The following is a 26,840-nucleotide window of genomic DNA, read 5'->3' on the forward strand; positions in this document are numbered from 1 at the left end:
ATAACAGAATTTCAATATTTAATACAACATATTTGTCTTCCCCCGAAAGGGATGTATATTTGCGGCGCATGTGCAAAAGAAGCGTTAACCGGAATAATAAAGGTAACCAATGAAAAAAGAGCGACTTCATCTTCAGGAGGAACAAGTCAATTTGATTATAAACAGGATGCTGGCTATTGGGGGAGAATCATTGAATGTTTCATCTGCAGGAAGCCTGCTGCGCGAAATCATTTTGGCATCGGAAACGGGAGCTACCAAAGAAGAGACGCTCCAGTTGATTTGCGGGATTACGAGTTTCGATGTGCAGGATGACCGCACCTTATCGATCTATCGGGCCGTTTGCGAAGAACCTTTTGAACAGATTTATCTTCCTTTTGAAAATACGACACTCATCAACCTGCGAAACTCATTGGGAGAATCGACTGAAGATGATTAATACACGTTTCCCGCTGGAAAGATAAGCGCTACAAATGAACAACTTTCCCGGTACGGGCACTTTCACGGGCGGCGTCCAAAATTTCCACAACAATCAGGTTGTTTTCCAACGATGAAAGATCGGTGGGACTGACGATGATATCACCTCTTATCACTGCCTCAAACCAGGCAAACGGGTCATTGTAAGGTGCCAAACGTTCAGGCAACTCTTTCTTCGTTTCTTTATCCTCTCCGGCTAACCGGTAATCTATTTCATGTCGGTTGCCAGCAAAGAATTCTCCTGTACGGCCATAAATCTGCATATCCTTACGGCTGAAAGGCCAGTTCCACGAAGCCTGTATAATTCCCTGCGTACCCGGATATGTTAAGATGATGGTTGCTTCATCATCCACTTTGGGATAAACATCCGGTTTCATAGTTTGCAGCGTGGCCGATACCGTAAGCGGTCTTTGATTCTGCATTAACCAGGTAATGAGATTCGCCCCATAGCATCCAAAATCGACCACCGCTCCGCCACCATTCTGTTTCGGATCGGTCAGCCAGGCCAGAAATTCCGGCTGTACGTTAATTTCCTTCGGTCCCTGATGACCATCACAAACAATTACTTTGCGAATTTCACCCAGTTTCTTTTCATCCACCGCCATTTGATAAGCCAAATGGTTGGTTGGGTACCACGTCGTTTCATAATCGGTCAGCAACCTGATTCCGTTTTCACGGGCCAAACGGGCCATCTTTTGCGCATGTTCGCCATTCACAGCCAACGGCTTCTCTACCATGACATCAATGTGCAGCGGCGCACATACTTCCACCACATGCAAATGATCGAATATCGGCCCGAAAGCAGTTACCCCATCCGGCTTTGTTTTAGTAACCATTTCCTCCAGCGTCGGGTAGACCAAACTCATCGGGAAACCGTACTGCTTCGCATACCGTTCCGCTACTTCCCGGTTGCTTTCGGCAATACCCACCACTTTTACACCGCCTTTTTTCATGGCATCCAAAATCCACCCCACATGTCCGTGAGTAAGGCCGGCTATACCCAGATTCACCAGTGAATTGTTCTTGTTCTTTCCAAAGGATTGATTTACCATTAGAGTAAGAATAATTAGAATAACGGATATCAGTTTTCGGTTCATGGCTCAATAGTTAGATGGTCAAATAACAGTGACCGAAATGTACGAAAAGTGATGTGGATTTCAATGAAAATATTAACTTTCGGAACACATAACCATTCTTCTGTCATTCAACCAACAAAAACCGACCTAAAATGGAATACCAACAAAACCTAAACGGCCATTTCAAAAAATCAAGATTTCGATTTTTCATCGGAATTCTTTTCTTCCTGTTCACCGTCTTCTTAATCCAGCACCGGATTTCTTCAGGACAAGGATTTCGCGTCTGGGATTGGATAGGAATTGTCATCTTTTTACTCAACGGCCTATACCACTTGACTGGTGGAATGGGTTACGCCCTGGAAAACTTCTTCGGACGAAAATCATTTGTACACATTGATGACGATAAGTTCAGAATTAAGACGATTGGCAAAGAACATGTGATATTTTGGTCTGAAACCGAATCAATTGAATTTAGGAATGGATATCTTCGGTTTTCACTACGAAAAGAAACGTTACTACTTATACAACTCTCTGTTTTAGATGATATCTCCAAAGAACTATTCTGGGAAGCTCACCTGGTCGGAAAAGATAAAGAATATTACCACATGGAACAGCTGGTCAATTTGGGAGCGCTCCCCTATTCAGGCTTTAAGATTGCGGCCTTCCAGTTGAAGATTGTCGGAGCTTCGGCAGCGCCGGCCCGGGTAGTTGCCGTGATGGAGTAGGACAAACTATCGTTCTTTTAACAACATCATTCGCCCATTCCAACTGAGTAGAAAAAAAATATTGTCATCTCAACAGATGAGCTTTGCATAACGTAAATGGATAATTCAACCAGCTCAAATGAGACTAAAAAAATTGCATCTATCAAACACAGAAGAATTTCTTTCCAAAATTCAGGAGATTGCAGATTTTTCTATTAATCAGGGAGACTTTCAGCTAAATAAATCTGTCACTAATTCCGACTACTTAGGAGAAATAAAATCTGGAAATTTTATAATCTACGACGCAGAAAAATCATTTTTAGGCAAGAGAATGATATTGAAATTCGTTGGGAAAATAGATAAGGACAACGACCTAAATCTACAATTTTATGTGATCAATCTATGGGTGAAAGTATTCAACACTTCAATATTGCTTGTGCTGGGAATACTCATGATCGTATACGCATATTACCTTGGCGGGCTGTTCATCATCTTCGCACTTATCCAGGCAACGATAGAGTGTAACCAAATAATAAAACACAGGTTGAGATTTTTGAAAAAAATTCAAAGCATCATTTAAATCATCCGCAACGCCAAACCGGAAGAGTTCTGAGAAATAAGTATTACAAAATAACGGGTTATAATTTAAAATCACGAGAAAACTGCTCTATTAGTCAGGTCGAATTTTTCCTGAATCCCCGACGAAGAATGCCGCTGAACGTTAAGCCTCTGAAATTTTCTATTTGGTGTGATTTGTATAACGGGAAAAAGGGTTACTCCTATGCGCAACTGAAATAAACAGCAATATAATTGAGATAATCATTTTTCGCGTCATCATGTAGAAAGAATAACAAACGCAAGACTCGCATTACCCACCGAAAACCGACATCTAAAAATTCACTTATGGTTGTCTTCTCAGTTTCTTCATTTGAAAATTGTACTGACAATAGTCAACCATCTTTCTAAAATTCTTGTTAATTAGGGGTGTTTCGTCGTTTACTTTTCACTTGCGTTCAGGTTGAATGAAAATAGCGAAGCATCTGTCAAAACAAACTGAAAACTGGAATTGATGAGTAAACAGCTGTTGTTTTTTATCCTTTTCGTAATTGTCGTTGAGTATTACACATTCGTGGCCGTGAGAACAGCTCTTCGAAATACAAACAGCAGCTTGCATTTGTGGCTGTTTTTCTTTTACGTAATCTTATCTCTGGCGACCTTATGGAGCTTGTACGCTTTCCCTCATTGGGGAAGAACAGCCTGGCCTTCGCCCACCCTGAAATACATTGTAAATATTCTTATTACAGTCTTTCTTGGCCAGGTACTTATTGCGGCCATTATGTTGTTGACCGATGTTGTCATGATTGTTCCTAACGTCGTTCGCTTTTTTCTTTCGTTCAGAAACCATCCTGCTGGGGGCCCGACTGATAGCTCTCGTTTAATCGGGCGTTTTACGTTTATTTCCCAAACAGCGTTGTTGATTGGAGGAGCGCTCACTTCGGGACTGGTGTATGGCATGTCCAACAGGTACAATTACAAATTGAGAAGAGTCCGCATACCGATAAACGGTTTGCCGGATGAATTCAAAGGGCTTCGTATTGTTCAGATTTCGGATATTCATTCCGGAAGTTTTGATGACCCAGAGGCAGTATCACAAGGTGTTGCCGCCGTTATGGAGGAAAAGCCGGATCTGATTTTGTTTACCGGTGACCTGGTGAACGGCCGGGCTACCGAAATTGTACCCTACATGGAAGTATTCAAAGCTTTGAAAGCGCCAATGGGCGTATACTCTGTTTTGGGAAATCACGATTATGGCGATTACGTTTCCTGGCCTTCAGAAGAAGCCAAAATGAAAAATCTGGAGCAGTTGAAACAACATCAGGCTGATATGGGTTGGCGATTGCTGACAAATGAACACGTGCTTCTCGAACGAAACAGCCAGCAAATTGCGTTGATTGGGATTGAGAATTGGGGAGCCAGAGGTTTTACCCAATATGGTGATATGAAAAAAGCCGTGTCCGGTTTGGAAAAATTGGACATTTCCGTGAAAATACTCATGAGCCATGATCCTTCGCAGTGGGATGCACAGGTCCGGAAGGATTATCAGGATATTAACCTGACCCTGAGTGGGCACACGCACGGAATGCAATTTGGAATAGACATTCCCGGTTTCAAATGGAGCCCGGTTGAGTATTTCTATAAAGAATGGGCCGGTTTGTACCAAAAGGAACACCAGTATTTGTATGTCAACCGCGGTTACGGTTTTATTGGGTACCAGGGACGATTGGGCGTGTTGCCTGAAATTACTTCGATTGAGTTGGTATGATTTTCACGTCACGTTTATCATCAACCGACCTGCTTAATAGAGATACTGGCAATGACATTATTAAAAACGGCTGGGGCATCATACTAAAACTGAAAACTATGGGCGGAAGACGAATTCAGGAATACCAACCCCATAAAAAATCATTACCTTAACCCACTTAGGAAGAATTGATGAAACAAAAAGTATCCCTGGTTTTATCGGGAGGTGGAGCCCGCGGAATAGCACACATTGGTGTGATTGAAGAATTGGAAAAACAAGGCTTCGAAATCCATTCGATTGTTGGCACATCAATGGGGGCCCTGGTTGGTGGCGTTTATGCCCTTGGAAAGATAGAAGAGTACAAGGAATGGCTCTACTCGCTCGATCGCATGAAAGTGTTTGCACTGGTTGATTTCACGCTCAGTTCGCAAGGGCTGGTGAAAGGCGACAAGGTGCTCAATAAGATGAAAGAGTTTATCCCGGATGCCAATATTGAAGATTTGAATATACACTATGCCGCTGTAGCCGCTGATATTATCAATAAAAAAGAAGTGGTGTTCCAAACAGGAAGTGTCTTCGAAGCCATTCGGGCTTCCATGGCCATTCCGACGGTTTTTACTCCCGTGAAAACGAAAAATGGATTACTGGTCGATGGCGGTATCATCAATAACATTCCATTAAATCATGCCAAACGGGAACCGGGTGATTTGCTGGTTGCCGTAAATGTCAATGCAGATATTCCATTGGAGAAACCGGTCGTTTCGAAAAAAAAAGATAAAGCGGACCAATCCGCTTATCAGCAAAAAATCAAAGAGTTTTATCAACACCTGCAGGAAATTTTGCCATCGAACAAAGAAGAAAAACTGGGTTATTTCGACGTCATCAACAAAACCATCGGAATGATGGCCTACCATATCGGGCAAACCAACCTAAAAAATCATCCGCCGGATATCCTCATAGAAATATCACGCGACGCCTGCACCACCTACAACTTCTACAAGGCTAAAGAGATGGTGGAGATAGGAAGGCATGCGGCCGATAAAAGTATTATGAAGGCCAATCACCTCACACAATAATACGACATTACCACAAAATCAATTACCCCTCCCATTATTTCAGTGGGAATAAATAAACAATATTAATTATTGGATCATCCACGCACAAATAAACACACATTCACCCACTTAAGATATTTTAATACTGGGGAAAAAATGTTCGCAGGGAAAAACAGGCGTATTTAAATCATTTGAATTCTTAGTGCCCAATGAATTCGAAGTTTTTGAAGTAGAAGATATAAATGTGGAAGCAGTCTTTATCAATAAAAAGATATTGAGGATGACAGGATGGAATATATGGGAATACTGACTCCTTCCGATCTGATTAAACGCCCGCATAAACTTGTCATCGATTGTTTAACAGAAAAGGGGAATCTCCAGGCAAACGAAACCATTACAGAGGCACTGGAGAAATTCGAGAAATACAAATGCTCTATTCTCCCGGCATTTAAAGAGGACCGGTTTATTGGAATTCAGGTAAAATTTAAACGCGAAGAAATTCCAACCACCGCTTACTCCGATGGCAACAAAATAAAACATATATTATACCCCTTAATGTACTTAACCATGAAAAATGACCAAAATAAACTTCGGTGGCAAATTGTTCTCATTATTGTCATGGCTCTTTTTGCCATCTGGAACCTCTACACCATTTTCATGAAACCAAACGTGTTACGGCACTATGGCTGGCTGGGAATTTCCATCGCGATTATTGCGGCCACTTTCGTGATAAGGAAAGAAATCAAACAACGCATGGACCAGGAAAAATAAACCGGAAGCCAGAAAATTCTTTACCAGGCTCCGCCACCAAAAAACCGAAATAAAGCAGGTCTCATGAATTGGCAATTTTCTTCATCGCCCGGCCTTCCGGCAGTAATGAAATCCAGGTACTGACGACGGTTCGCCCCGAAATATCCATCCCTTTTTGTGAGATATATCACCGCAATTTTAAGCATTCTTAAAGAAAGAGTCTCAGCCAGATTTAGTAAGTTTGCAGAACTCCTTTAACTTAAGTAGCTAAGGAAGTGAGTACAATCCATTGATAATTAAATAATCTGCCCGTGTTTTTCTTCGGAGTATTATCGAACACATTGCCTTACCTGTTCCTCTTCGTTCTCTACGTCGTAGGCTTGGGATCGTGGTTGTTGGGTAAACCCAACGTGGAAGAAAACACGGTTGATGCAACCACCATAAATACCATTAACATTGCAAAAGAAAGCAATGTTGCCTCCGGGGACACCGTTCATTTTTTCAGCCACATTGCAGGCACACATTTCGATCAATCAGAACAACAAGTATCTGAAGAAAAATCGTATGCTGCCGGAATTGTCCATAATATCATTGATGTCTCCACTCAATTTTCGGAGCAACATCTCGCTTTCCGGTTATTCTCCCGGCCTCCGCCAACCCTTAGCTGAAACTTCCCAAAAATTTCTTCCATTGTGAAGAGAGTAATCGCTTGAAATGTAATTGACCGACAGGACAATTCGCCATATTCCTGATAATCTGTTATTTTTGTATGGTAATTGTCCACAAATCAGCAGCAAATGATTGGCCTTTTAGGTATCAGCCACAAGACGGCATCCCTTAACATTAGGGGACAATATACATTCCTGACAGAGGAAATTCAACCTTTTTACGAAGAAGTGCAGCAGGCAACCGACATCACCGACATGGTGGTATTGTCGACCTGTAACCGCACGGAAATTTACTTTTCTCAGGGCAAATACCCTCCGAAGAAAGCCTTTGAGCTCATTCTGGCGCAAGTCAACCAGTTTAAAAAGCTGGAAAATTCGCACGCCGAATATTTCTACCGGAAAATAGATAAGGACGTCGCCCGGCACCTTTTCGAAGTGATTGCCGGTTTCGATTCCATGGTGATTGGTGAAGATCAGATTATCGGACAGGTGAAGGATGCTTACCTGCATTGCACCAAAGCAAATATGACCGACGCCGTGTTGATGCGGCTCTTCCAGAAATCATTCGAAGCAGGCAAGCGCGTTCGTGCCGAAACTGCCATTAAGGTGGGAGCTACCTCGGTGAGTGCAGCAGCAGTGGAAATTTGCCAAAACATGGTTGACAACCTGACCGGGAAAAAAGTATTGATTATCGGTGCCGGCGACACCGCCGGAATTACACTGCAAAGTCTTGTCAAAAAAGGCGCCTGCCATTTTGCGGTAAGCAACCGGACACCCGGCAACGCCGAACGGTTGGCTAAACGCTACAATGGAAAGGTTATTCCCTTTGAATATTACCCCGACCACCTCTCGCTGTTCGACATTGTTATCGTAGTTACCTCTTCCCCTACATACCTGATCGATAAAAAAATGATGGAGGCTTCCGCAGAGAAACGCAACGGGAAACCACAATTACTCATCGACCTTTCCGTTCCACGGAATATTGAGGAACAGGCAGGCACTCTTCCGGATATCCACTTGTTTGGCGTCGACGACCTGAAGCAGAACATTGCCGGGAATACGGAAAAGCGGTTGTTAGCAGTTGACAGTGCCCGTCCCATCATCGATGAAGTAGTGACTGAATTCTGTAATTGGTACACGGGCCGGTCACTTCGGCCAGCCATCAAAGCCATCAAAACTAATTTGCAGCGGGTCAACCAGGAAGAGCTGGGCGGATACAAGAAAATTAATTCAGAAGATGTGCAGCGCCAGGTGAATGAATACACCAACCACTTGACGCAACGGTACGCCCGTATCCTGATCAAGAATCTGAAAAAAATTACCGACAATGGCCGCGATGCCGAATCGTTGCGCATCATCAACGAATTGTTCAAAGTAAACGAATAACCCTTTTCCGGTTCAACCGGAATTAGCCCGCAGAAACCATTTACTTTTATGGAATACAAAACTGTCAGGATAGGGACACGCGGAAGCCAGCTTGCGTTGTATCAGGCGCATGCCGTGAAAGAAGCGCTCGAATCGACATACCCGGATCTGCCTGTTGAAATCAAAATCATCCACACCAAAGGGGACAAAATACTCGATGTTGCCCTTTCCAAAATTGGCGACAAGGGATTATTCACCAAAGAAATTGAATTGAACATGGTAGCCGGCGAAATCGATTTGGCCGTTCACAGCCTGAAGGACCTCCCTACTGCCCTTCCCGAAGGGTTAAGACTGGCTGCCGTACTCGAACGTGCTGAGTACCGCGACGCACTGGTCAGCCGCGAAGGAAAGAAACTGGAAGACCTCACCTCCGAAGATGTTCTCGCCACATCCAGTCTGCGCCGCCGTGCTTCGTTGTTAAAGTACAATCCCGATTTTCAAATCATCGACATTCGTGGTAACGTCAACACCCGCCTCCGCAAAATGGAGGAAGGTTACTGCGACGTGATGATCATGGCCGCTGCCGGTTTGCAGCGCATTGGCCTCGACGATTACATCACCGAAATCCTGGAACCCGAACAGCTAATGCCGCCGCCATCGCAAGGCATCATCGCCATCGAAACCAAAGAAGACGATGCGTACATCAACGAACTGATGGCCGGTATCAACCATGAAGAAACATGGCTGGCCGGGCAAGCCGAACGCGCTTTCCTGCGCACGCTCGAAGGCGGATGCCAGGTGCCCATTGGTTGCTATACCCGCCGCGAAAACGGCAAAATGACCATCACCGGCTTTGTTTCGTCAGTCGACGGAACGGAATACCTCAGCGACTCCTTAACGGGAAATGAAGCGGACGGTGAGCAAATGGGCATCCGGTTAGCCACTATACTGATTGGAAAAGGCGGAAAAACCATTTTGCAAAATATTCGTCCGGTAGAATAACGGAAAAAAGAAACATGAGCCAAAGTCAATTGCAACATAAGGTATTTATCTCCACCCGGCCCAAAGGAACGTCGGAAGACATGAAGCGATGGTTTGCCGCTGAAGGCGCCACCCTGCTGGAACTTCCAATGATTGAAATACAGGCGGTTCCGCTTAGCGCGAAGATGGAGAAAATCCTGAACGATTTGAGCCGCTTCGATTGGTTGGTTTTTACCAGTCCCAACGGCATTCACTGCTTTTTCGAACAGCTGAAAACTGTTCAGGACAACTACCTCCTTCCGGAGAAAATAAAAATAGCGGCCGTTGGGAAGAAAACGGCTGCCAAACTGGCACCATACGGTCATTCGGCCCGGTTCATCAATCACGGTCAAACCGGCGATGAATTTGCCGAAGAACTGTATGAAGAAATTGCAGAAAGTGAAAAAGTATTGCTGCCGGTTGGTAACTTAGCCCGTCACCGCATCGAAGAGAAACTGTCCGGAAAAACAAAGGTTGAGCGGCTGGAAGTGTACCAAACCCTGATGCCGGAAGTAATTAACAGCGACATTCTGCGACGTATTGAAGCAGACAATTACGAACTGATCATCTTCACCAGTCCGTCGGGAATTGATAACTTTATCCGGCTAACCGAAAAACAACTCACTCCTTCCGCTTTGCGACTTGCCTGCATCGGGCATACAACAGCCAAAGCGGCAGAAAAACACGGAACCGGACCCGTTGTGGTCGCTTCCACGAGTAATTCAAAAGGATTAATGGCCGCCATTGCCGGCCATTACAACATAGCATTTAACGAATAACATAAAAATCAATTAGTATGGCATTTCCAACCACCCGTCTGCGCCGTCTGCGCAAAACACAGGTTCTGAGGAACCTGGTTCGTGAAACCGTTTTAACCCGCGACGACCTCATCATGCCGCTGTTCGTTTGTCCGGGTACCAATGTCCGCAACCCCATCAAATCGATGCCTGGAAACTACCAGCTGTCGGTCGATTTGCTGGTAGAAGAGTGTAAACGTCTTTACGGCATCGGAATCCAGGCGGTTCTCCTTTTCGGGATACCCGAACACAAGGATGAAACCGGATTGGTAGCCTGCGAGCACAACGGAATTGTGCAGCAAGCCACCCGCGCCCTGAAAAAAGCCGTACCCGATTTGTACATCATTGCCGACATCTGCAACTGCGAGTACACCACGCATGGTCATTGCGGAACCATCGTTGATGGCGATGTGGCGAACGACCTGACATTGGTTACGCTGGCTAAACAGTGCGTTTCGCTGGCCAACGAAGGCATCGATATGGTGGCCCCCAGCGATATGATGGACGGTCGCGTGGGCGCCATTCGCCGGGAGCTCGATAAAAACGGCTTCAACTATCTACCCATCATGGCGTATTCGGCCAAATATGCATCCGCTTTCTACGGCCCGTTCCGCGATGCCGCCGAAAGTGCCCCGCAATTTGGCGACCGGCAAACCTACCAGATGGATCCTGCCAATGCCAATGAAGCATTACGCGAAGTAGCGCTGGATATTGAAGAAGGCGCCGACATTGTGATGGTGAAGCCGGCGTTGAGTTACCTCGACGTGATTCAGCGCGTGAAGACCAATTTCAACATGCCCATCGCCGCCTACAACGTGAGTGGCGAATTTTCGATGGTAAAAGCCGCAGCCGCCAACGGCTGGATTGATGAAAAACGTATCGTACGCGAAATTCTTACTTCCATCAAACGCGCTGGTTCCGACATCATCATCACCTATCACTCGCAGGATATTGTAAAAGATTTATAAGATTAGCCAAAAATTAGATAGAAAAGCTCCCGGGTTGTAAAACGCTCGGGGGTTTTTATTTAAACCTTTTCCAAAGTTTCGAACTTTGGAAAAGATATTCTTCACGGGCAAACGTCGATTAAAAACAGCTTCTATTTTCTACCTCAACTCTCTTCCGGTCGAAACAACCACCTGTTCCAATCCAAACTACCGCGCGACCGCGTCTGCATCGAGGAGGCCTTATATTCCCAAGGCGTTGCCATTAGGCTGAAATAAACCGGCCCTTCAGGCCAAAGAGAAATATCACGAAGGGGATAAACCATTCATCACCGCCTGTGCAACCGGTGGAACAACTCTCTACTGAAACTACAACGCCGAAGGTGTTGGATGATCAAAATCATCGACGATCAATCTTTCGAATTCCAACAGATAAATCCTCCCCCTTTAATTCCCCCCAAAGGGGGACCGTTCGCCAACCTACTGCAGGATTAAGTGGTTTAGTGCAGAATGGTGCTCCCGCATTCTTACCGAAAAATACCAATGCAGTCGTTCAAATGTGCTGCACTTCGCAACGTGTCCTCCTCTGGAGGAGGTGGCCGACAGGCCGGAGGAGGATTTTCCACGATGAATAAAACACAAATTATGAAAATTGTTTTGTTCTCATCCCGGATGGGATGACATCTTGTTAAAATCAATCATATCCTACCGGGAATATACGACTCCCGCCGGAGCCGAATGGCTTTTTATGCTACCCCCTGCTAACAACATATGACACCTCCGGAACCTTTTCTGAAATATTGGCTATCGCCTGATTGACACTTTTCCAAAGTTTTAAACTTTGGAAAAGATTGCCGGCACACCAAAAAAAATCCGTCCCACCATTTCGGTGAAGCGGATTCAATCTGTTGAGCAAAATTACCAGATCGGACTATCTATACTTATTTAGCCTGATACGACCAGCTACCAATGCATCAACCAGCAACCGGTTCGGCATCGGCAAGGCGCTTTTTCACCACCTCATTGTTATCGGCAATAATTTGCGTCAATGTGCCGGCTAAACCACCATATTTGGCGTCGTCATTCTCCGAAACAACCCGGAGATACGGCACCAGTTTTTTGTTGATGGTCCGGACGATCTGCTTTTTAAGCGTGGTAGCATTAACGGTTTTACTATCCAGGTCCTTTTCTTTTTCATAAGCCGTACGGATATTCTCGAAATCGTCCTGGGCAGCCTGCAAGGCGGCAATCAGTTCGGCGCATCCCGAAACCGCAGCAATAGACGTTTCCAGGCTGGTGTCGGACAGTTCTTCCAATAACGAGCCGAGCAGCGATGACTCGGTTACATAATTTTCGTTTATAATTGCCATACTATATTTATCAAGTATGGCAAACAACTTTTGAGCTGCGCCCCGGACCAATGGATCGGGATGACCGAGCCCTCCTTGTACCAAATTATACAGTAAACGGAATTGATTATCGCGGACTTCGTCTTTTTCTTCGAGTTGCGATTCCGCTTTGGAGCGATTAATCGCCGTGAGAAGCTTCTTTTCACCTGCATCCACGAGGTTAAAAATGGTGGCCAGGTGGGCATCATCAACTATACCTGCGCTGTTCCAGGCATTGAGCATTCGTTTTACAGTGCCGTCTACCTCGGCATTCCTGCTTTGATAGTTAATTTTTGGAATCATAAATTTGAATTAAAAGTTAAATTAATTATTAGTTTGTCGATCCGTCTGGCAAAACACCCTGTAATTGACTTATTACTTAACAGACAAACTAATTTATGGTAAATATCTGAAAAAACATAGCTATTATCCATTCTATTGTTTTTTTGCAAGTAATTTCGCGGTATTCATCGCTATCCGCCCATTGCTTTTATCCGCTATGCCATAAACAGACTATGCACAAATATGCATGTCTCGTCCAACTTTCAGGTCAGCGTGCACAAATGTGCGTGCCTCGTCCAATCCACAGGGAAGCCATACACAAATGTGCGTGCCTCGTCCAACTCTCAGGGAAGGCGTGCATAAATGTGCGTGCCCCGTCCAATCCGCAGGGAAGCCTTTCACAAACGTGCGTGGCTCGTCCAATCCATTAGGGAAGCCTTTCACAAATCTGCGTGGCTCATCCAATCCACAGGGAAGCCTTTCACGAATGTGCATGAGCCGTCCAACTCCCAGGGAAGGCGTGCATAAATGTGCGTGGCCCGTCCAAATTACAGGGAAGCTGAAATCTTTTCCAAAGTTCAAAACTTTGGAAAAGCTACGCCGGGACCAGGGCCGCTGAACGCTGACAGGCCTCCCGGCACTGTCAGGTTAGCGGCCACCCAAGGCCTGTCTGCCAATGAGGACAGTTGCAGATTACACCAATCATTCCTAACTTGTTCTGTGAAAAGCAATCTAACGATAGAACCAAACCATTGAAAATGTATAATCCAAGCATTCATCACCGAAGAAGCATCCGTTTAAAGAATTACGACTACGCAGGGAAAGGGCTATATTTTATTACGCTTTGCACGGCAAACAGAAAAAATATATTTGGCAAAATTATCAACGGAGAGCTATTTCTAAATCCATTTGGAGAAATAGCGAAAGAAGAATGGGCCAAAACTCCCGAAATCAGGAATAACACTTCACTGGGCGAATTCATCATCATGCCCAACCACATGCACGGCATCATCAGCATCGATTATCAAATCAGGAAAACAGGAAAGGACGAAATCGGAAAATTTCATTCCCCCTCCCACACCATCGGCGCCATCATCCGGGGCTATAAAGGAGCCACCACCAAGCGGATTCATCAGCTTATCCGGGAAATAAAAGAAGGCGGACGTACGGGCGAATTGCTATTCGCCCCAATCAATCCAAAGAAAAATCCAGATCTAAATAAAGGCGAATCGCTATTCGCCCGAAAAGAAAATTCAGCTCTTAAAAAGGAAAAATCGAAATCCGATCGGAATTCGGGAGAATTGGGCGAATGGCTTTTCGCCCCAACGGATCTAATCTCCCCAAAGAAAGATCCTTCCCAGGATACGGGCGAATCGCTATTCGATCGGGATACGGGCGCCAGGACGGGCGAATCGCTATTCGCCCCAACGATCTGGCAACGGAATTATTACGAGCATATTATCAAATCAGAAAAGGCCTACCGGAATATCTCCAATTATATCATCAATAATCCCTCCAACTGGGAAAAGGATAAGCTGAAATAATCGGGCTGCCCGTACGGGCGAATCGCATTCGCCCGAAAAGAGGACCCCGCTTCATAAAAGGGCGAATGGCTTTTCGCCCCAACGGAAAAATCGAAATCCGATCGGAATTCGGGAGAATTGGGCGAATATCTTTTCGCCCCAACGGATCTAATCTCCCCAAAGAAAGATCCTTCCCAGGATACGGGCGAATCGCTATTCGATCGGGATACGGGCGCCAGGACGGGCGAATCGCTATTCGCCCCAACGATCTGGCAACGGAATTATTACGAGCATATTATCAAATCAGAAAAGGCCTACCGGAATATCTCCAATTATATCATCAATAATCCCTCCAACTGGGAAAAGGATAAGCTGAAATAATCGGGCTGCCCGTACGGGCGAATCGCATTCGCCCGAAAAGAGGACCCCGCTTCATAAAAGGGCGAATGGCTTTTCGCCCCAACGGATCTAATCTCCCCAAAGAAAGATCCTTCCCAGGATACGGGCGAATATCTATTCGATCGGGATACGGGCGCCAGAACGAGGGTGTCCGAAAAGTTGAATTGGAAAAGTGTTTACTTTCAAATTGAAAGCAATCTTGGATTTACCCCTCCAAACCTCCCCTAAAGGTGAGGCTTAAAGTCCCCTTCAGGGGATTTAGGGGTAAATAACTAAAGCTGTACTTACAATTTGATAGTTCTGAAAATGCTCTTTGGACTTTTCGGACACCCTCCAACGATCTGGCAACGGAATTATTACGAGCATATTATCAAATCAGAAAAGGCCTACCGGAATATCTCCAATTATATCATCAATAATCCCTCCAACTGGGAAAAGGATAAGCTGAAATAATCGGGCTGCCCGTACGGGCGAATCGCATTCGCCCGAAAAGAGGACCCCGCTTCATAAAAGGGCGAATGGCTTTTCGCCCCAACGGAAAAATCGAAATCCGATCGGAATTCGGGAGAATTGGGCGAATGGCTTTTCGCCCCAACGGATCTAATCTCCCCGAAGAAAGATCCTTCCGAGGATACGGGCGAATATCTATTCGATCGGGATACGGGCGCCAGAACGGGCGAATCGCTATTCGCCCCAACGATCTGGCAACGGAATTATTACGAGCATATTATCAAATCAGAAAAGGCCTACCGGAATATCTCCAATTATATCATCAATAATCCCTCCAACTGGGAAAAGGATAAGCTGAAATAATCGGGCTGCCCGTACGGGCGAATCGCATTCGCCCGAAAAGAGGACCCCGCTTCATAAGAGGGCGAATGGCTTTTCGCCCCAACGGATCTAATCTCCCCGAAGAAAGATCCTTCCGAGGATACGGGCGAATATCTATTCGTCCCGACTAAAACAACAAAAATATTACAACCCCGAGCCGGCATATTTGTTATTTTTGTGGATTAAACGAGCGAAAATGAAAATATCAGATACATGGAATTTACCAAAAGCATACAGGCCTTTCAGGAAGCGCTGGATTGCATCCCCGGCGGAGTGAACTCACCGGTGCGTTCGTTCAGGAGCGTGGAAAGCGATCCGGTCTTCATCGAAAGCGCCAAAGGCTCCAAAGTCCGTGACATCGACGGCAATGAGTACATCGATTATGTAGGTTCGTGGGGCCCGATGATCCTCGGCCATGCCCACCCCGACGTATTAAAAACGCTGGCCGAAACCATGCAGAAAGGCACCAGTTTTGGCGCTCCCACCCTGCTGGAAACCGAAATGGCCCGGCAGGTACGAAAGATGATGCCGTCTATCGAAAGTGTGCGGATGGTCAACTCCGGCACCGAAGCCACCATGAGCGCCCTGCGCCTGGCCCGTGGCTACACCGGCCGCGACTTGGTCATCAAATTCGAAGGCTGCTACCACGGTCACAACGACAGTTTCCTGATTGCTGCCGGCTCCGGCGCTTTGACGTTCGGTACCCCGAATACGCCCGGTGTCACCAAAGGAACGGCACACGACACGCTCACCGCCCAATTCAACGATTTGGATTCGGTCGCCGCCCTTTTCGAAAAGAACGGCGACAACATTGCCGCCCTCATCATCGAGCCCGTCACCGGAAACATGGGCGTGGTGGTTCCAACGGAAGAGTTCATGCAGGGCGTCCGCGAACTGTGTACAAAGCACGGCGCTTTGCTCATTTTCGATGAGGTAATGACCGGTTTCCGCGTAGCCAAGGGCGGCGCACAAAGTTTGCTGGGCATCGGGCCCGATTTGACGACCTTAGGGAAAATCATCGGTGGCGGATTGCCTGTCGGTGCTTATGGCGGCAAGAAACCCATCATGGATCACCTGGCGCCGCAGGGCCCCGTTTACCAGGCCGGGACCCTTTCGGGAAATCCGCTGGCGATGGCCGCCGGATTGACGCAACTGCACTTGCTGGATAATGACTCGATGATATATGACGACCTGGAAAGGAAAGCCGGAATGCTGGAAGAAGGCCTGAAGAACAACCTCCGGAAACTGGATTTCCCGGCCGTGGTAAACCGCGTCGGCTCCATGTTTACCCTGTTCTTCACCGAAGAAGATAAGGTGGCCTCCTTTGCCGATGTGATGAAATGCGACACAAAGGTTTTCTCCGATTATTTCAAATACTCGCTGGAGAGCGGCATCTACATGGCACCGTCGCAATTTGAAGCCGGTTTTGTTTCGGCAGCACACAGCGACGAAGACATTCAGCGCACCATCGAAGCCAGTTACAACGCATTGAAAAAAATCAAACAGAAAAGTTAATTCCCCGATGCAGACAAACCCGACCGAATCCATTTTATTACGTACCCTGAAAGGCGCACCAACGGAGCGGCCGCCTGTGTGGTTCATGCGCCAGGCCGGACGTGTGTTGCCCTCGTACCTGAAAATCAAGGAGCAATACACCTTCTGGCAGATGATGCAGAACCCGGAAGTGGCGGCGAAAGTGACGCTCCTCCCGGTAGAAGATTTGGGCGTCGACGCGGCCATCCTGTTTTCCGACATCCTGGTCGTTCCCTATGCCATGGGCATGGGCCTCGAGTTCACCGATGCCGGTCCGACTTTTGACGAACCGCTCGCCTTCCGGGAAAACCCGATAAACGGACTGTTTGATGATCCGGCCAAACTGGATTATATCTATGCGGTGATTGACGAAATTAACCGCACCAAACCAGCCAACATTCCGCTCATTGGATTCTGCGGGGCTCCGCTTACGGTGCTGTTGTTCATGTTGCAGGGCCTGGACCGCAAAGGCAATTTTCCCGATGCAATTCGGTTTATTTACGAAAAAAAAGAAACAACCAGGCAGCTGATTGATGCCCTCACGGATATGTCTATCGAGTACATCAAAGGGCAAATCAAACACGGCATCGACGTCTTTCAGCTGTTTGACACACACGCCGGTCTGCTGCCGTTCGATGTGTACAACGAATTGTTCCTTCCGCCGGTGCGGAAAATAGCACAAGTGGTCCGCGATGCCGGGCTGCCCTTCATCTTCTTCCCGAAAGGGATTGGAACCGGATTAGCCAACATCACACCGGAAGAAGCCGACTTCCTTAGCGTCGACTGGCAATCGTCATTAACAACGACCCGCAACCTGGTCCATCCGGAAATCGGGCTGCAGGGAAATGTCGATCCGCGGTTGCTGTTTGCACCACAGGAAGAAATCGAAAAGGAACTGGAAAAATATATCCGCTTTGGCGCGGAAAATCAAAACTGGATTTTCAACCTGGGCCACGGCTTCATGCCCGGCATTCCGTTTGAAAACGCCCGTTTCCTGGCCGACTGGGCAAAAAATACCGACTGGAAACGGTCATAAATGCATCAAAATGAACAACGAATTATTACAAAAATACAATCGTCCGGTGCCACGCTACACCAGTTATCCGCCGGCCAACTTCTTTACCGAAAACTTTACGGAAACCGGCTACCGTGAAGCGCTGACAGAGTCGAACGACTGGGAACCGCAAAACATATCGCTCTATTTTCACATTCCGTTTTGCCGGAAAATGTGCTTTTTCTGCGGCTGCAACTCCTTCCCCATGAAGAACGACGAAACCGTGAAACGGTACATGGAGGCAGTGAAGAAGGAGGTGGAGATGGTGAAACAACACCTCGCCCCCGGACGCAAAGTTTCCCAGGTTCACTATGGCGGCGGTACCCCCAACGCTATTCCGGTTCACTACCTCGAAGAGTTGAACCAACTGCTGTTCGATAATTTTTCGTTTATCGAAAAGCCCGAAATTGCCATTGAGTGCAATCCGGCCCATTTGGATGAGGAAACGGTGAAACGATTAAAAGGGGCCGGATTCCGCCGCTTCAGCATCGGTGTCCAGGATTTCGATATCAACGTACTGAAAGCGGTCAACCGGGACCCATCCCAACTTCCGGTAGACGAACTGATCCGGCTGCTGAAAGAAGGCGACGAACCGGTTGATGTGAACCTCGATTTCATTTACGGCCTGCCCAACCAAACCGTCGACAGCTTTATTTCGGCCATCGAAAAAGCGATTGCCATAAAGCCCGACCGCCTGGTGACTTTTTCGTATGCGCATGTTCCGTGGGTGAAGAAGAGCCAGAAACGCCTCGAAGTGATTGGCCTTCCGGGCAACGAGGATAAGATTGCCATGTTCGACCGGGCCAGCGAACGGCTGATTGAAAGCGGCTATCATGCCATTGGCCTCGACCATTTCGCGCTAGCCAACGACGAGTTGACCATTGCCCACAAGGAACGCAGTCTGCACCGGAATTTCCAGGGCTACTGCACCCGCCGCACCACCGGGCAAGTGTACGCTTTCGGTGTTTCGGGAATCAGTCAGTTAGAGCAGGTTTACGCACAAAACAGCAAGTCCATCAACGATTACATGCAACAGGTGGAAGACGGTCATTTGCCCATTGCCAAAGGTTACCGGCTGAACAATACGGAACGGATCATCCGGGAAGTGGTGACCGAAGTGATGTGCAACCGGCAAGTCCGCTGGGACGACATGGCTGGGCGCTGCCGGGTTTCGGAAGATGCGGTCCGGTCGGCTGTAGCCTATGAAAAAACAAAGCTCACCGAACTGCAAACCGACGGTCTCATTCATTTCGATAACGAGAAAGTGAATGTGACAGAAGCAGGAAACATGTTCATTCGCAACGTAGCCGCCACCTTTGACCCGTTGATGGGCGGCGACAACGAATCCAAATTCTCCAAACCAGTTTAACCATGAGTATCATACAAAATACCGACGTCATCGTTATCGGCGCAGGCCTGACCGGTCTGACCGCCGCGCATTATCTGAAAAAACAGGGAAAAAACGTTCGTGTCATTGAAAAGAATGACCGCACCGGCGGCGTCATTCAAACCGTCCATGAGGAGGGCTTCACCTTTGAAACCGGTCCGAATACCGGCGTACTGGGGAACCCCGAAGTAGCCGAGCTGTTCGAAGAGTTACGGAATGATGTGACCCTGGAAACCGCCAATCCGGCTGCCAAACGGCGACTTATATGGAAAGGGGACGACTGGCATGCGTTGCCATCCGGACCGATTTCCGCTATCGGCACCCCCCTCTTTTCGTGGTACGATAAATTCCGCATTCTCGGGGAACCGTTTCGCAAGAAAGGCACCAAGCCCAATGAACCAGTGGCCGAACTGGTACGTCGCCGCATGGGAAAAAGCTACCTCGATTACGCGGTCAATCCTTTCATATCGGGCGTTTATGCCGGTGACCCGGAATACCTCGTCACCCAATATGCGCTGCCCAAGTTGTACAATTTGGAGCAAAACTACGGCAGCTTCGTCAGGGGTTCGATGAAAAAATGGAAAGAGCCCAAAGGGCCGCGTGACAAGAAAGCCACACATGAAGTCTTTTCGGCCAAAGGAGGACTGGCCTCGCTCATCAAAGCGCTGGAAAAATCGGTCGGACTGGAAAGCATTACGCTGGGCGCGGAAAACACACAGGTTCAGCCCGATCGGGACGGGTTCACCGTCACAACCACCGCGGATGGAGAAACCCAGACCATCCGGGCCCCTAAGGTAATTTCAACTGTGGGTGGACATGCATTTCCCGGTCTTTATCCATTTCTCAAAGATGAGGAACTGGCACCTTTCCCGGCATTAAAATACGCGACCGTGACGCAGGTTATTCTGGGCTTCAAAAATTGGCAAGGAATGCCGCTCAACGCCTTTGGCGGACTGATTCCTGCGAAGGAAAACAAAAATATGCTGGGCGTATTGTTTACCTCGTCGTTTTTTCAAAACCGTACACCGACGGGAGGAGCAGTACTATCGGTCTTTATAGGGGGAATTCGCCATCCGGAAATGATTGATTTCAGCGACAGCGAAATTAACCGGGTGTTGGAAAAAGAACTGGTCCCGATGATGAAACTGACGAAACTGAAACCGGACATTCAGCACATTTACCGTTATCGGCACGCCATTCCGCAATACGGCGCCAATTCGAAGGAGCGCTTTGAAATGATTGACCGGCTGGAAGGGAAATATCCCGGACTGATTCTGGCCGGGAACATCCGCAATGGCATTGGGATGGCCGACCGCATCAAACAGGCACGAATGATAACCGAAAAAGAAATTGGATGAAAGAGACAGCCCGGATAGCGGAGGTTTACAGTGAATTGCAGGAAAAAATGTGCGCCCGCCTCGAGCAGTCCGACGGCAAAGCAAAGTTTAGTCGCGATGCCTGGAAGAAAAATATTGGCGGTGGAATGACGCGTGTGATTGCCGATGGAAATAAGATTGCCAAGGGAGCCATCAACTTTTCGCATGTGGAAGGTACCTACAGCACACAAATGGAGAAGCTGCTTGGCGAAAAAGCTTCGGCGTATGCAGCCACCGGCATCTCCTCCATTCTGCACCCGGTGAACCCGCACGCACCGATTATTCACATGAACGTGCGCCATTTCAGTCTCGACAACGGTGTGCAATGGTTTGGCGGCGGCATCGACCTAACGCCCCACTATATCGACAAAGCCGGGGCGCAGCAATTTCACCGGAAGGTAAAAGAAATCTGCGACCGCTACTCACCTTCGTTTTATTCCGATTACAAAAAATGGGCTGACGACTACTTCTTCATTCCCCATCGCGATGAAACCCGCGGCGTGGGCGGTATTTTCTTCGACCGGTTAAAACCGACCGAAGAAGTATCCTTTGAAAGGCTGCTGCAATTCACTATTGATCTAGCCAGTGCGTACCCGGAAATGTATGCCGAACAACTGGCGCAATATGCCGATATGCCTTTCACCGAACGGGAAGAACAATGGCAGCAAATGCGGCGTAGCCGGTACGTGGAGTTCAACCTGGTGTACGACCGCGGGACCAAATTCGGGCTGGTCTCGGGAGGAAACACCGAAAGCATTCTAGTGAGCATGCCGCCCGAAGCGGTTTGGGAATACAACCACACGCCCGAGCCCGGTTCACCGGAAGCCGAAACCCTTTCGTTACTGAAAAAAGATATTGATTGGATAAACTGTTTAACAGATTGACTTGTTTCCTGAACAAACCGATTCAACATTTATCATCAAAAATCTAACATTTCTTCGATGGCCGAAAAGAAAACAGCCGTTCTCCTGATGAATGTCGGAACCCCCGACGAGCCCAGAGTCGGTAGTGTCCGTCGTTACCTGTTTCAATTTCTCAACGACCAGCGGGTGATTGACATTCCGTGGTTACTACAGAAGATACTGGTAAACCTGATTATCGTTCCGTTCCGGGCGCCCAAATCGACGAAATTGTACCAGCAACTCTGGACCGAAGAAGGCTCACCGTTGGTGTTTTTTGCCAACAGCGTTCAGGAAAAGCTGGAAGCCCGCCTGCCGGATGGCGACAGGGTTTTTGTGGCCATGCGATACGGCAATCCGTCGTTAAAAGCTGCCTTGAAAGAAATTCAGGAAGGCGGGTTCGAACGAATCATCCTGTTACCATTGTTTCCGCAATATGCCTCCTCTTCTACCGGAACCGCTATTGAAGCATTTTGGGCAGCTGTCCGGAAATGGAACATCATTCCCGATGTTCAGGTTATCAGCCAGTTTTATGATCGCCCCGATTTCATTCAAGCTTTCGCCGAGCGCATCCGCGAACAAAAGCCGAAGGAGTACGACCACATCATCTTTTCGTATCACGGCCTACCGCTGCGCCATCTCGATAAATCGCATCCCGGCATCAGCAACACCTCCTGCACCTGTCACGAAGCCATGCCGGCACACGGGACCTTCTGCTACAAAGCTGCCTGTTACGCGACCTCGCGCAAACTGGCCGAAGAACTGGGCCTGAAACCCAGCGATTATACGGTGTCATTTCAATCACGCTTATCGGATAAATGGGTCAAACCCTTCACCGATAAACTGCTGGAAGAACAAGCCAGGCAAGGAGTAAAAAAACTGTTGGTAGCATCGCCTTCATTTGTGGCCGATTGCCTGGAAACCCGTGTGGAAATCGGCATCGATTACAAACGCTTCTTCACCGGTAACGGTGGCGAAACCCTGACGATGGTGGAAAGCCTCAACGACCATCCGTTATGGATTGATGCTCTGGAAACGATGATTAAGGAGAAAATGAACTGACCGAAAACCGGTAACTGATCGCAAGTCTCATGATAAAACCGCTTTCGGAATATTGGTATTCCGGAGCAAGGGAATTATTGGTTAATAATGTGCCGAAATACCAGCTGGCATGCTCCGGTTCCCGGTAGGCATTTACTTCGCGGTTAATACGATATCCCAAATTCACCGCCATCCACCAGTTGCGAAACACTTTGCGATTGGCAAAGAGCCCCAAACTTCGTTCGTGTACCCAAATGTAATCATAGTCCGGGTTTCCGGTTATACCGGAAGAAAAACCACGACGCAAGTAATATACCCCGGTTTCCGTATCCGGGTCCAGCCAATAAGAAAACCGGGTGAAGAACGGTAAATTTCCGGAAATAACAATTTTATCAGTCAATTGACGCCGGGCCCCAAACGTTGGAATAATCAAATTGCTATTGTACCGGTTGGCATAAATGAAGCCAAGATAAAAGGTTCGTCTTTCATTCTTGTGGTACACCATCCGAATGCCTGAAGACCACATCAAATCAGAAAATGAGACCTGCTTGAAATCGGATGATAAAGTGGGCTCGAAAAAGAAAACACTACTCCATTTACCGTTGTTGAACCGGTGCATCCATGAAAATCGAAAATCGAGCTTATGGAATTGAGAAACCTCGAATGGAAAAGCATCGGACAGTTGCAGATACCGGTATTGAGGCGTCATCATCAAACGATTTTCGGAAGAAGAATATAACGGAAGGGCCATTCGAAACGACATGTTTTGTTTGATTTCCGAGCCCGGATGAGCCAATTCAACTTCAGCGGCACCCGGAATCAGGGGTTGCGCCCATCCGCCGGATACCATGAATAGAAGCAAAAATAAACCAACCAATCGGTACACGATTCTCATAAGCTGTAGGTTTGCGGTATATCGCTATTTTTTGTTATTGCAAAATCAAACCATCCGTCATTTCGATGGTCCGATCGGTATTCCGGGCAAAATCGTTATCATGCGTGACGCAAATAATCGTTTGGCCAAACTCCTGCGCCAGATTTCGAAAAATGTCCTGTACAGCCTTTGAATTCTTGCTATCCAGATTACCGGTGGGCTCATCACCCATGATGATGGACGGATTGTTTATCAGTGCCCTGGCGATAGCAACCCGCTGTTGCTGTCCTCCCGAAAGTTTGTTCGCCCGTTTAAGCGCTTGATCTTTCAAATCGAGTAATGCCAGGCTTTCGTATGCTTTTTCTTCAATCTCCGCCGGTGAGAGTTTTCCCAGTTTTAATGCCGGTAACATCACATTCTGCAGGGCAGTAAACTCGGGTAACAGGTAGTGAAACTGAAACACAAACCCGATGTGCTCATTCCGAAACTGAGCAAGCTGATTCTGCGTTCTTCCGGTCAATAAGTCTCCGTTGAATTCAAGACTGCCTTCGTAATCGGTGTCCATGGTTGAGAGGACATACAATAGTGTCGATTTTCCGGAACCGGACTTTCCAATTATGGAAAGAAATTCTGCTTTATCAACGTCAAATGACACGCCCTTGATGACCTGAAAAGTCTGTGGGTCGTAAAAATATTTAATCAGGTTTTTAACCTTTAGCGCTTTTTTCCCCATGATTATCCTCTGATTATAATAACCGGATCAATTTTCGATGCTTTCCGCGACGGAAGATAACCCGCAAAAATGGTTGTCGCGGTTCCAAATACTGTTGCCATGATGAAGTCTACAGGTTGATAAAAAATGGGGAGAGTGGTTAAACCGGCTATTCTGAACGGCACTTCGTTAACCAGTGATGAAATGCCATAGCCGAACAGAATGCCGGTTATACTACCAACCACCCCAATAATTACTGCCTGTGTGAGAAAAATATTTTTCACATCCTTTCCCGAGAACCCCATCGCTTTCAGAATGGCTATCTCCTTTATTTTCTCGTTGATGGTCATATTCATAATATTGTAAATCCCAAAACCAGCTACCAGCAAAATTGTTAGTGAGACAGCTATCGCAGTAATGTTCCGAAGTTGGGATGCAGCCACGAGTTGCTGGTTAGCGGTCTGCCACGATTCGATTTGATACGGAATGAGCGGTTTGAGCTGATTGATCAGTTCTCCGGTTTTATCCCGATCGGCAATGTTAATCTGGATATCGCTGGAAAAGTCGAAGTTCTTTCCCAATATCTGCCGGGCTGTGACGATATTGACATACGCCTGCGACCTATCAATTCCTTTCACTGAAGTTTCAACAATTCCTTCAACCGGAAGATTCTTCGATATTCCATCGGAAGTCAGGATATTGACGTTGTCATTCAACTTAACCCCCAGGTTTTTGGCCAGATCCTTTCCGAGAATGATCCCGGATTTTCGGTAAGTCAAGTCCTTCCATCTGCCTGAAATTACTTTGTCACCAATGGCGAATAGACGATTTTCGTTAACAACATCGACCCCGGAAATATTTCCGTTGATTTTTTTAGCTCCATTCCGAAAGAATACACTGAAATTAAGTTGCGGAGCAATTCCGGTTACCCCGGGTTGTTTTTCCACCAGCGAAATTACTTGTGACGTGTTTTTGATTCCGTCGGTGTACTGTATACTCTTCTTGTTCCTAATGTTTATCAATGTGCCGGGCTTCACAAACTCAACTACCGGATCATAGGTACTGGTATTTTCGTCATTGTAAATCCGGACATGTGCCAGTGTGCTAAATGTCAGGCTATCCTGGGTATTATTCACACCATTCATGAAACTGTTCATGAAAATGTACATGGAAACGCCAAAAGTCACACCGAGGACGGCCACCAGCGTTTGCCAGATTTTTGAGGTCAGATGAACAAATGATATCTGCCTGTTCACTGTCGTTTTTGTTTGATTTCCTTGTTGTTTCATTGTTCGTCGGGTAAAGTCAGTACATCCTTTTCATTCAGCCCCTGCAGTACTTCCACCCATTCAGCAGTTTTAATGCCGGTATCGATCTTCACTTTTTTATCTCTACCTTCGATTTCGACATAATCATGCGGAAGCAGATAGGAAGACGGGATGACCAGTGCATTGTGCTTTTCATCTACCACAATATTGGCCTGAAGCTGCGTCCCTGAGCGCAAACCCGGGACCGGTTGCGTAAAATGTGCCTCGGCTATAAAGGATTGTTCCTCCGTGCTGAATGCAGGATAGATTTTGGTAATCCGGGCCGGAACCGATGAGTTCTTTTCGCTGTTGAGCTCCACATATACTTTCTGCCCCAGTTTGACCCGATTGATATCCTCTTCTGCGATGTAAAGCCTGGCAACAAAATCACCTGAACCAATTTGTGCAATGGCTTCACCTTTTCGGACCAGCTCACCATTCTCTTTCATCTTCTGCAAAACGATACCGTTTACATTGCTGCGGATCATAAACCAGGAGCTGTTGTTTTGCTGTGCTACCAGATTGGTTTTGGCATTAACCAGTTCGACTTGTAGGTTCTTTTTGGTATCCGCCAGGCTGTTTTCCAGAACATGCAGATTGATACGCGAATTTTCCAGTGCAAGCTTTGCTTTATCGTATTCAGCTTTCGATACCGCATTCGATTGAATCAGGTTCCGATACCGAACAAAGTTGATTGAATCGTTTGTCAATTGATTTCTTGCCTGTACAATTTGTTCGTTAAGCTTTTTCAGCACCGGAGAATCCGGGCGATTATTCGATAAAGCATGCTGGTAAGTCGTTTCAGCGTCCTCCAGTTGTGCCTGCTGTGTTTCGTCCTGAATATGGAATAGCTCCTGCCCTTTGGTTACACTGTCGCCTTCGTCCACAAACGACTGGGTGAGATATCCTTCCGACATGGAAGTCACCAAATACGGATCACTCATCACCACCTCCCCACTGGCAAATACAGCGTCGACAATATCCTTACGCTGCGGCGAGGTATGATTTTCGCTATTGCACCCTGAAATCAACGGAAGTAGGGCAATGAGGGCGATATAGACAGATTTGAACTTCATTTT

At 47.0% G+C, this 26,840-nt stretch carries 27 protein-coding genes; 21 read left to right on the forward strand and 6 right to left on the reverse strand.

The features are described 5' to 3' along the window. Positions 1-109 precede the first annotated feature (109 nt). Complete coding sequence (locus GJU82_RS07050) at positions 110-436, forward strand: hypothetical protein (protein WP_153631500.1); 327 nt, start codon at positions 110-112, stop codon at positions 434-436. 28 nt (positions 437-464) lie between these two features. Here the strand turns inward: GJU82_RS07050 and GJU82_RS07055 are convergent, their stop codons facing one another. Then, a complete protein-coding gene (locus tag GJU82_RS07055) occupies positions 465-1,571 on the reverse strand; it encodes a Gfo/Idh/MocA family protein (RefSeq protein ID WP_153631501.1) in 1,107 nt (368 codons plus the stop codon). A 131-nt stretch (positions 1,572-1,702) separates the two neighbouring features. Between GJU82_RS07055 and GJU82_RS17420 the strand changes: the two genes are divergently transcribed. The 10 genes from GJU82_RS17420 (at position 1,703) to hemB (ending at position 11,179) form a co-directional block, all read left to right on the forward strand. Continuing rightward, positions 1,703-2,275, forward strand: coding sequence for a hypothetical protein (locus tag GJU82_RS17420; protein ID WP_228488609.1), 573 nt, complete (start codon positions 1,703-1,705; stop codon positions 2,273-2,275). Between the two features lie 118 nt (positions 2,276-2,393). After that, complete coding sequence (locus tag GJU82_RS07065) at positions 2,394-2,834, forward strand: hypothetical protein (protein ID WP_153631502.1); 441 nt, start codon at positions 2,394-2,396, stop codon at positions 2,832-2,834. Positions 2,835-3,323: 489 nt separating this feature from the next. Beyond that, a complete protein-coding gene (locus tag GJU82_RS07070) occupies positions 3,324-4,577 on the forward strand; it encodes a metallophosphoesterase (protein ID WP_153631503.1) in 1,254 nt (417 codons plus the stop codon). A 170-nt stretch (positions 4,578-4,747) separates the two neighbouring features. Next, on the forward strand, positions 4,748-5,632 hold the full coding sequence (locus tag GJU82_RS07075) for a patatin-like phospholipase family protein (protein WP_153631504.1): 885 nt from the start codon (positions 4,748-4,750) through the stop codon (positions 5,630-5,632). A 276-nt stretch (positions 5,633-5,908) separates the two neighbouring features. Further along, positions 5,909-6,382, forward strand: a complete 474-nt coding sequence (locus GJU82_RS07080; protein ID WP_153631505.1) for a hypothetical protein — start codon at positions 5,909-5,911, stop codon at positions 6,380-6,382. Between the two features lie 290 nt (positions 6,383-6,672). Beyond that, complete coding sequence (locus tag GJU82_RS07085) at positions 6,673-7,029, forward strand: hypothetical protein (protein ID WP_153631506.1); 357 nt, start codon at positions 6,673-6,675, stop codon at positions 7,027-7,029. 129 nt (positions 7,030-7,158) lie between these two features. Beyond that, complete coding sequence (gene hemA / locus GJU82_RS07090; RefSeq protein WP_153631507.1) at positions 7,159-8,415, forward strand: glutamyl-tRNA reductase; 1,257 nt, start codon at positions 7,159-7,161, stop codon at positions 8,413-8,415. Between the two features lie 48 nt (positions 8,416-8,463). Beyond that, positions 8,464-9,396, forward strand: coding sequence for a hydroxymethylbilane synthase (gene hemC, locus GJU82_RS07095; protein ID WP_153631508.1), 933 nt, complete (start codon positions 8,464-8,466; stop codon positions 9,394-9,396). A 14-nt stretch (positions 9,397-9,410) separates the two neighbouring features. Then, positions 9,411-10,193 carry a uroporphyrinogen-III synthase gene (locus GJU82_RS07100; RefSeq protein WP_153631509.1) on the forward strand — a complete coding sequence of 261 codons (783 nt, stop codon included), beginning with the start codon at positions 9,411-9,413 and terminating at the stop codon, positions 10,191-10,193. A 17-nt stretch (positions 10,194-10,210) separates the two neighbouring features. Further along, positions 10,211-11,179, forward strand: coding sequence for a porphobilinogen synthase (gene hemB / locus GJU82_RS07105; RefSeq protein WP_153631510.1), 969 nt, complete (start codon positions 10,211-10,213; stop codon positions 11,177-11,179). A 950-nt stretch (positions 11,180-12,129) separates the two neighbouring features. Here the strand turns inward: hemB and GJU82_RS07110 are convergent. Further along, a complete protein-coding gene (locus GJU82_RS07110) occupies positions 12,130-12,846 on the reverse strand; it encodes a DUF6261 family protein (RefSeq protein WP_153631511.1) in 717 nt (238 codons plus the stop codon). 737 nt (positions 12,847-13,583) lie between these two features. Here GJU82_RS07110 and GJU82_RS07115 point away from each other — a divergent pair. The 10 genes from GJU82_RS07115 to hemH all read left to right on the forward strand — a co-directional run bounded on the left by GJU82_RS07115 (position 13,584) and on the right by hemH (position 22,889). Further along, positions 13,584-14,369, forward strand: a complete 786-nt coding sequence (locus tag GJU82_RS07115; protein WP_153631512.1) for a transposase — start codon at positions 13,584-13,586, stop codon at positions 14,367-14,369. Between the two features lie 117 nt (positions 14,370-14,486). Continuing rightward, the gene (locus tag GJU82_RS07120; RefSeq protein WP_153631513.1) at positions 14,487-14,729 is read left to right on the forward strand and encodes a transposase; all 243 of its coding nucleotides are present in this window, start codon (positions 14,487-14,489) and stop codon (positions 14,727-14,729) included. Positions 14,730-15,053: 324 nt separating this feature from the next. After that, a complete protein-coding gene (locus GJU82_RS07125) occupies positions 15,054-15,200 on the forward strand; it encodes a transposase (RefSeq protein ID WP_194831112.1) in 147 nt (48 codons plus the stop codon). A gap of 117 nt (positions 15,201-15,317) precedes the next feature. Further along, positions 15,318-15,560, forward strand: coding sequence for a transposase (locus GJU82_RS07130; RefSeq protein WP_153631515.1), 243 nt, complete (start codon positions 15,318-15,320; stop codon positions 15,558-15,560). 231 nt (positions 15,561-15,791) lie between these two features. After that, positions 15,792-17,093 carry a glutamate-1-semialdehyde 2,1-aminomutase gene (gene hemL / locus GJU82_RS07135; RefSeq protein WP_153631516.1) on the forward strand — a complete coding sequence of 434 codons (1,302 nt, stop codon included), beginning with the start codon at positions 15,792-15,794 and terminating at the stop codon, positions 17,091-17,093. Between the two features lie 7 nt (positions 17,094-17,100). Then, positions 17,101-18,147, forward strand: coding sequence for a uroporphyrinogen decarboxylase (gene hemE, locus GJU82_RS07140; RefSeq protein ID WP_153631517.1), 1,047 nt, complete (start codon positions 17,101-17,103; stop codon positions 18,145-18,147). A gap of 10 nt (positions 18,148-18,157) precedes the next feature. After that, a complete protein-coding gene (hemN, locus tag GJU82_RS07145) occupies positions 18,158-19,534 on the forward strand; it encodes an oxygen-independent coproporphyrinogen III oxidase (protein WP_153631518.1) in 1,377 nt (458 codons plus the stop codon). A gap of 2 nt (positions 19,535-19,536) precedes the next feature. After that, positions 19,537-20,910 carry a protoporphyrinogen oxidase gene (hemG, locus tag GJU82_RS07150; protein ID WP_153631519.1) on the forward strand — a complete coding sequence of 458 codons (1,374 nt, stop codon included), beginning with the start codon at positions 19,537-19,539 and terminating at the stop codon, positions 20,908-20,910. Further along, positions 20,907-21,812, forward strand: a complete 906-nt coding sequence (gene hemF / locus GJU82_RS07155) for an oxygen-dependent coproporphyrinogen oxidase (RefSeq protein WP_153631520.1) — start codon at positions 20,907-20,909, stop codon at positions 21,810-21,812. The genes hemG and hemF overlap by 4 nt, the downstream gene beginning before the upstream one ends. 57 nt (positions 21,813-21,869) lie before the next feature. Then, positions 21,870-22,889: a ferrochelatase gene (gene hemH / locus GJU82_RS07160; protein WP_153631521.1), complete on the forward strand. Its 1,020-nt coding sequence runs from the start codon at positions 21,870-21,872 to the stop codon at positions 22,887-22,889. Here the strand turns inward: hemH and GJU82_RS07165 are convergent. Genes GJU82_RS07165 through GJU82_RS07180 form a run of 4 tightly spaced genes read right to left on the reverse strand, consistent with a single transcriptional unit; the run spans position 22,870 to position 26,837 of the window. After that, on the reverse strand, positions 22,870-23,763 hold the full coding sequence (locus tag GJU82_RS07165) for a DUF6268 family outer membrane beta-barrel protein (RefSeq protein WP_153631522.1): 894 nt from the start codon (positions 23,761-23,763) through the stop codon (positions 22,870-22,872). The genes hemH and GJU82_RS07165 overlap by 20 nt on opposite strands. 34 nt (positions 23,764-23,797) lie before the next feature. After that, on the reverse strand, positions 23,798-24,475 hold the full coding sequence (locus GJU82_RS07170) for an ABC transporter ATP-binding protein (RefSeq protein WP_153631523.1): 678 nt from the start codon (positions 24,473-24,475) through the stop codon (positions 23,798-23,800). A 2-nt stretch (positions 24,476-24,477) separates the two neighbouring features. After that, a complete protein-coding gene (locus tag GJU82_RS07175) occupies positions 24,478-25,710 on the reverse strand; it encodes an FtsX-like permease family protein (RefSeq protein ID WP_228488610.1) in 1,233 nt (410 codons plus the stop codon). 29 nt (positions 25,711-25,739) lie between these two features. Further along, entirely contained in the window at positions 25,740-26,837 is a 1,098-nt protein-coding gene (locus tag GJU82_RS07180) for an efflux RND transporter periplasmic adaptor subunit (RefSeq protein ID WP_153631525.1), read from the reverse strand. Positions 26,838-26,840: the final 3 nt, after the last annotated feature.

This window comes from Prolixibacter sp. SD074 (assembly GCF_009617895.1).
GTDB lineage: Bacteria > Bacteroidota > Bacteroidia > Bacteroidales > Prolixibacteraceae > Prolixibacter.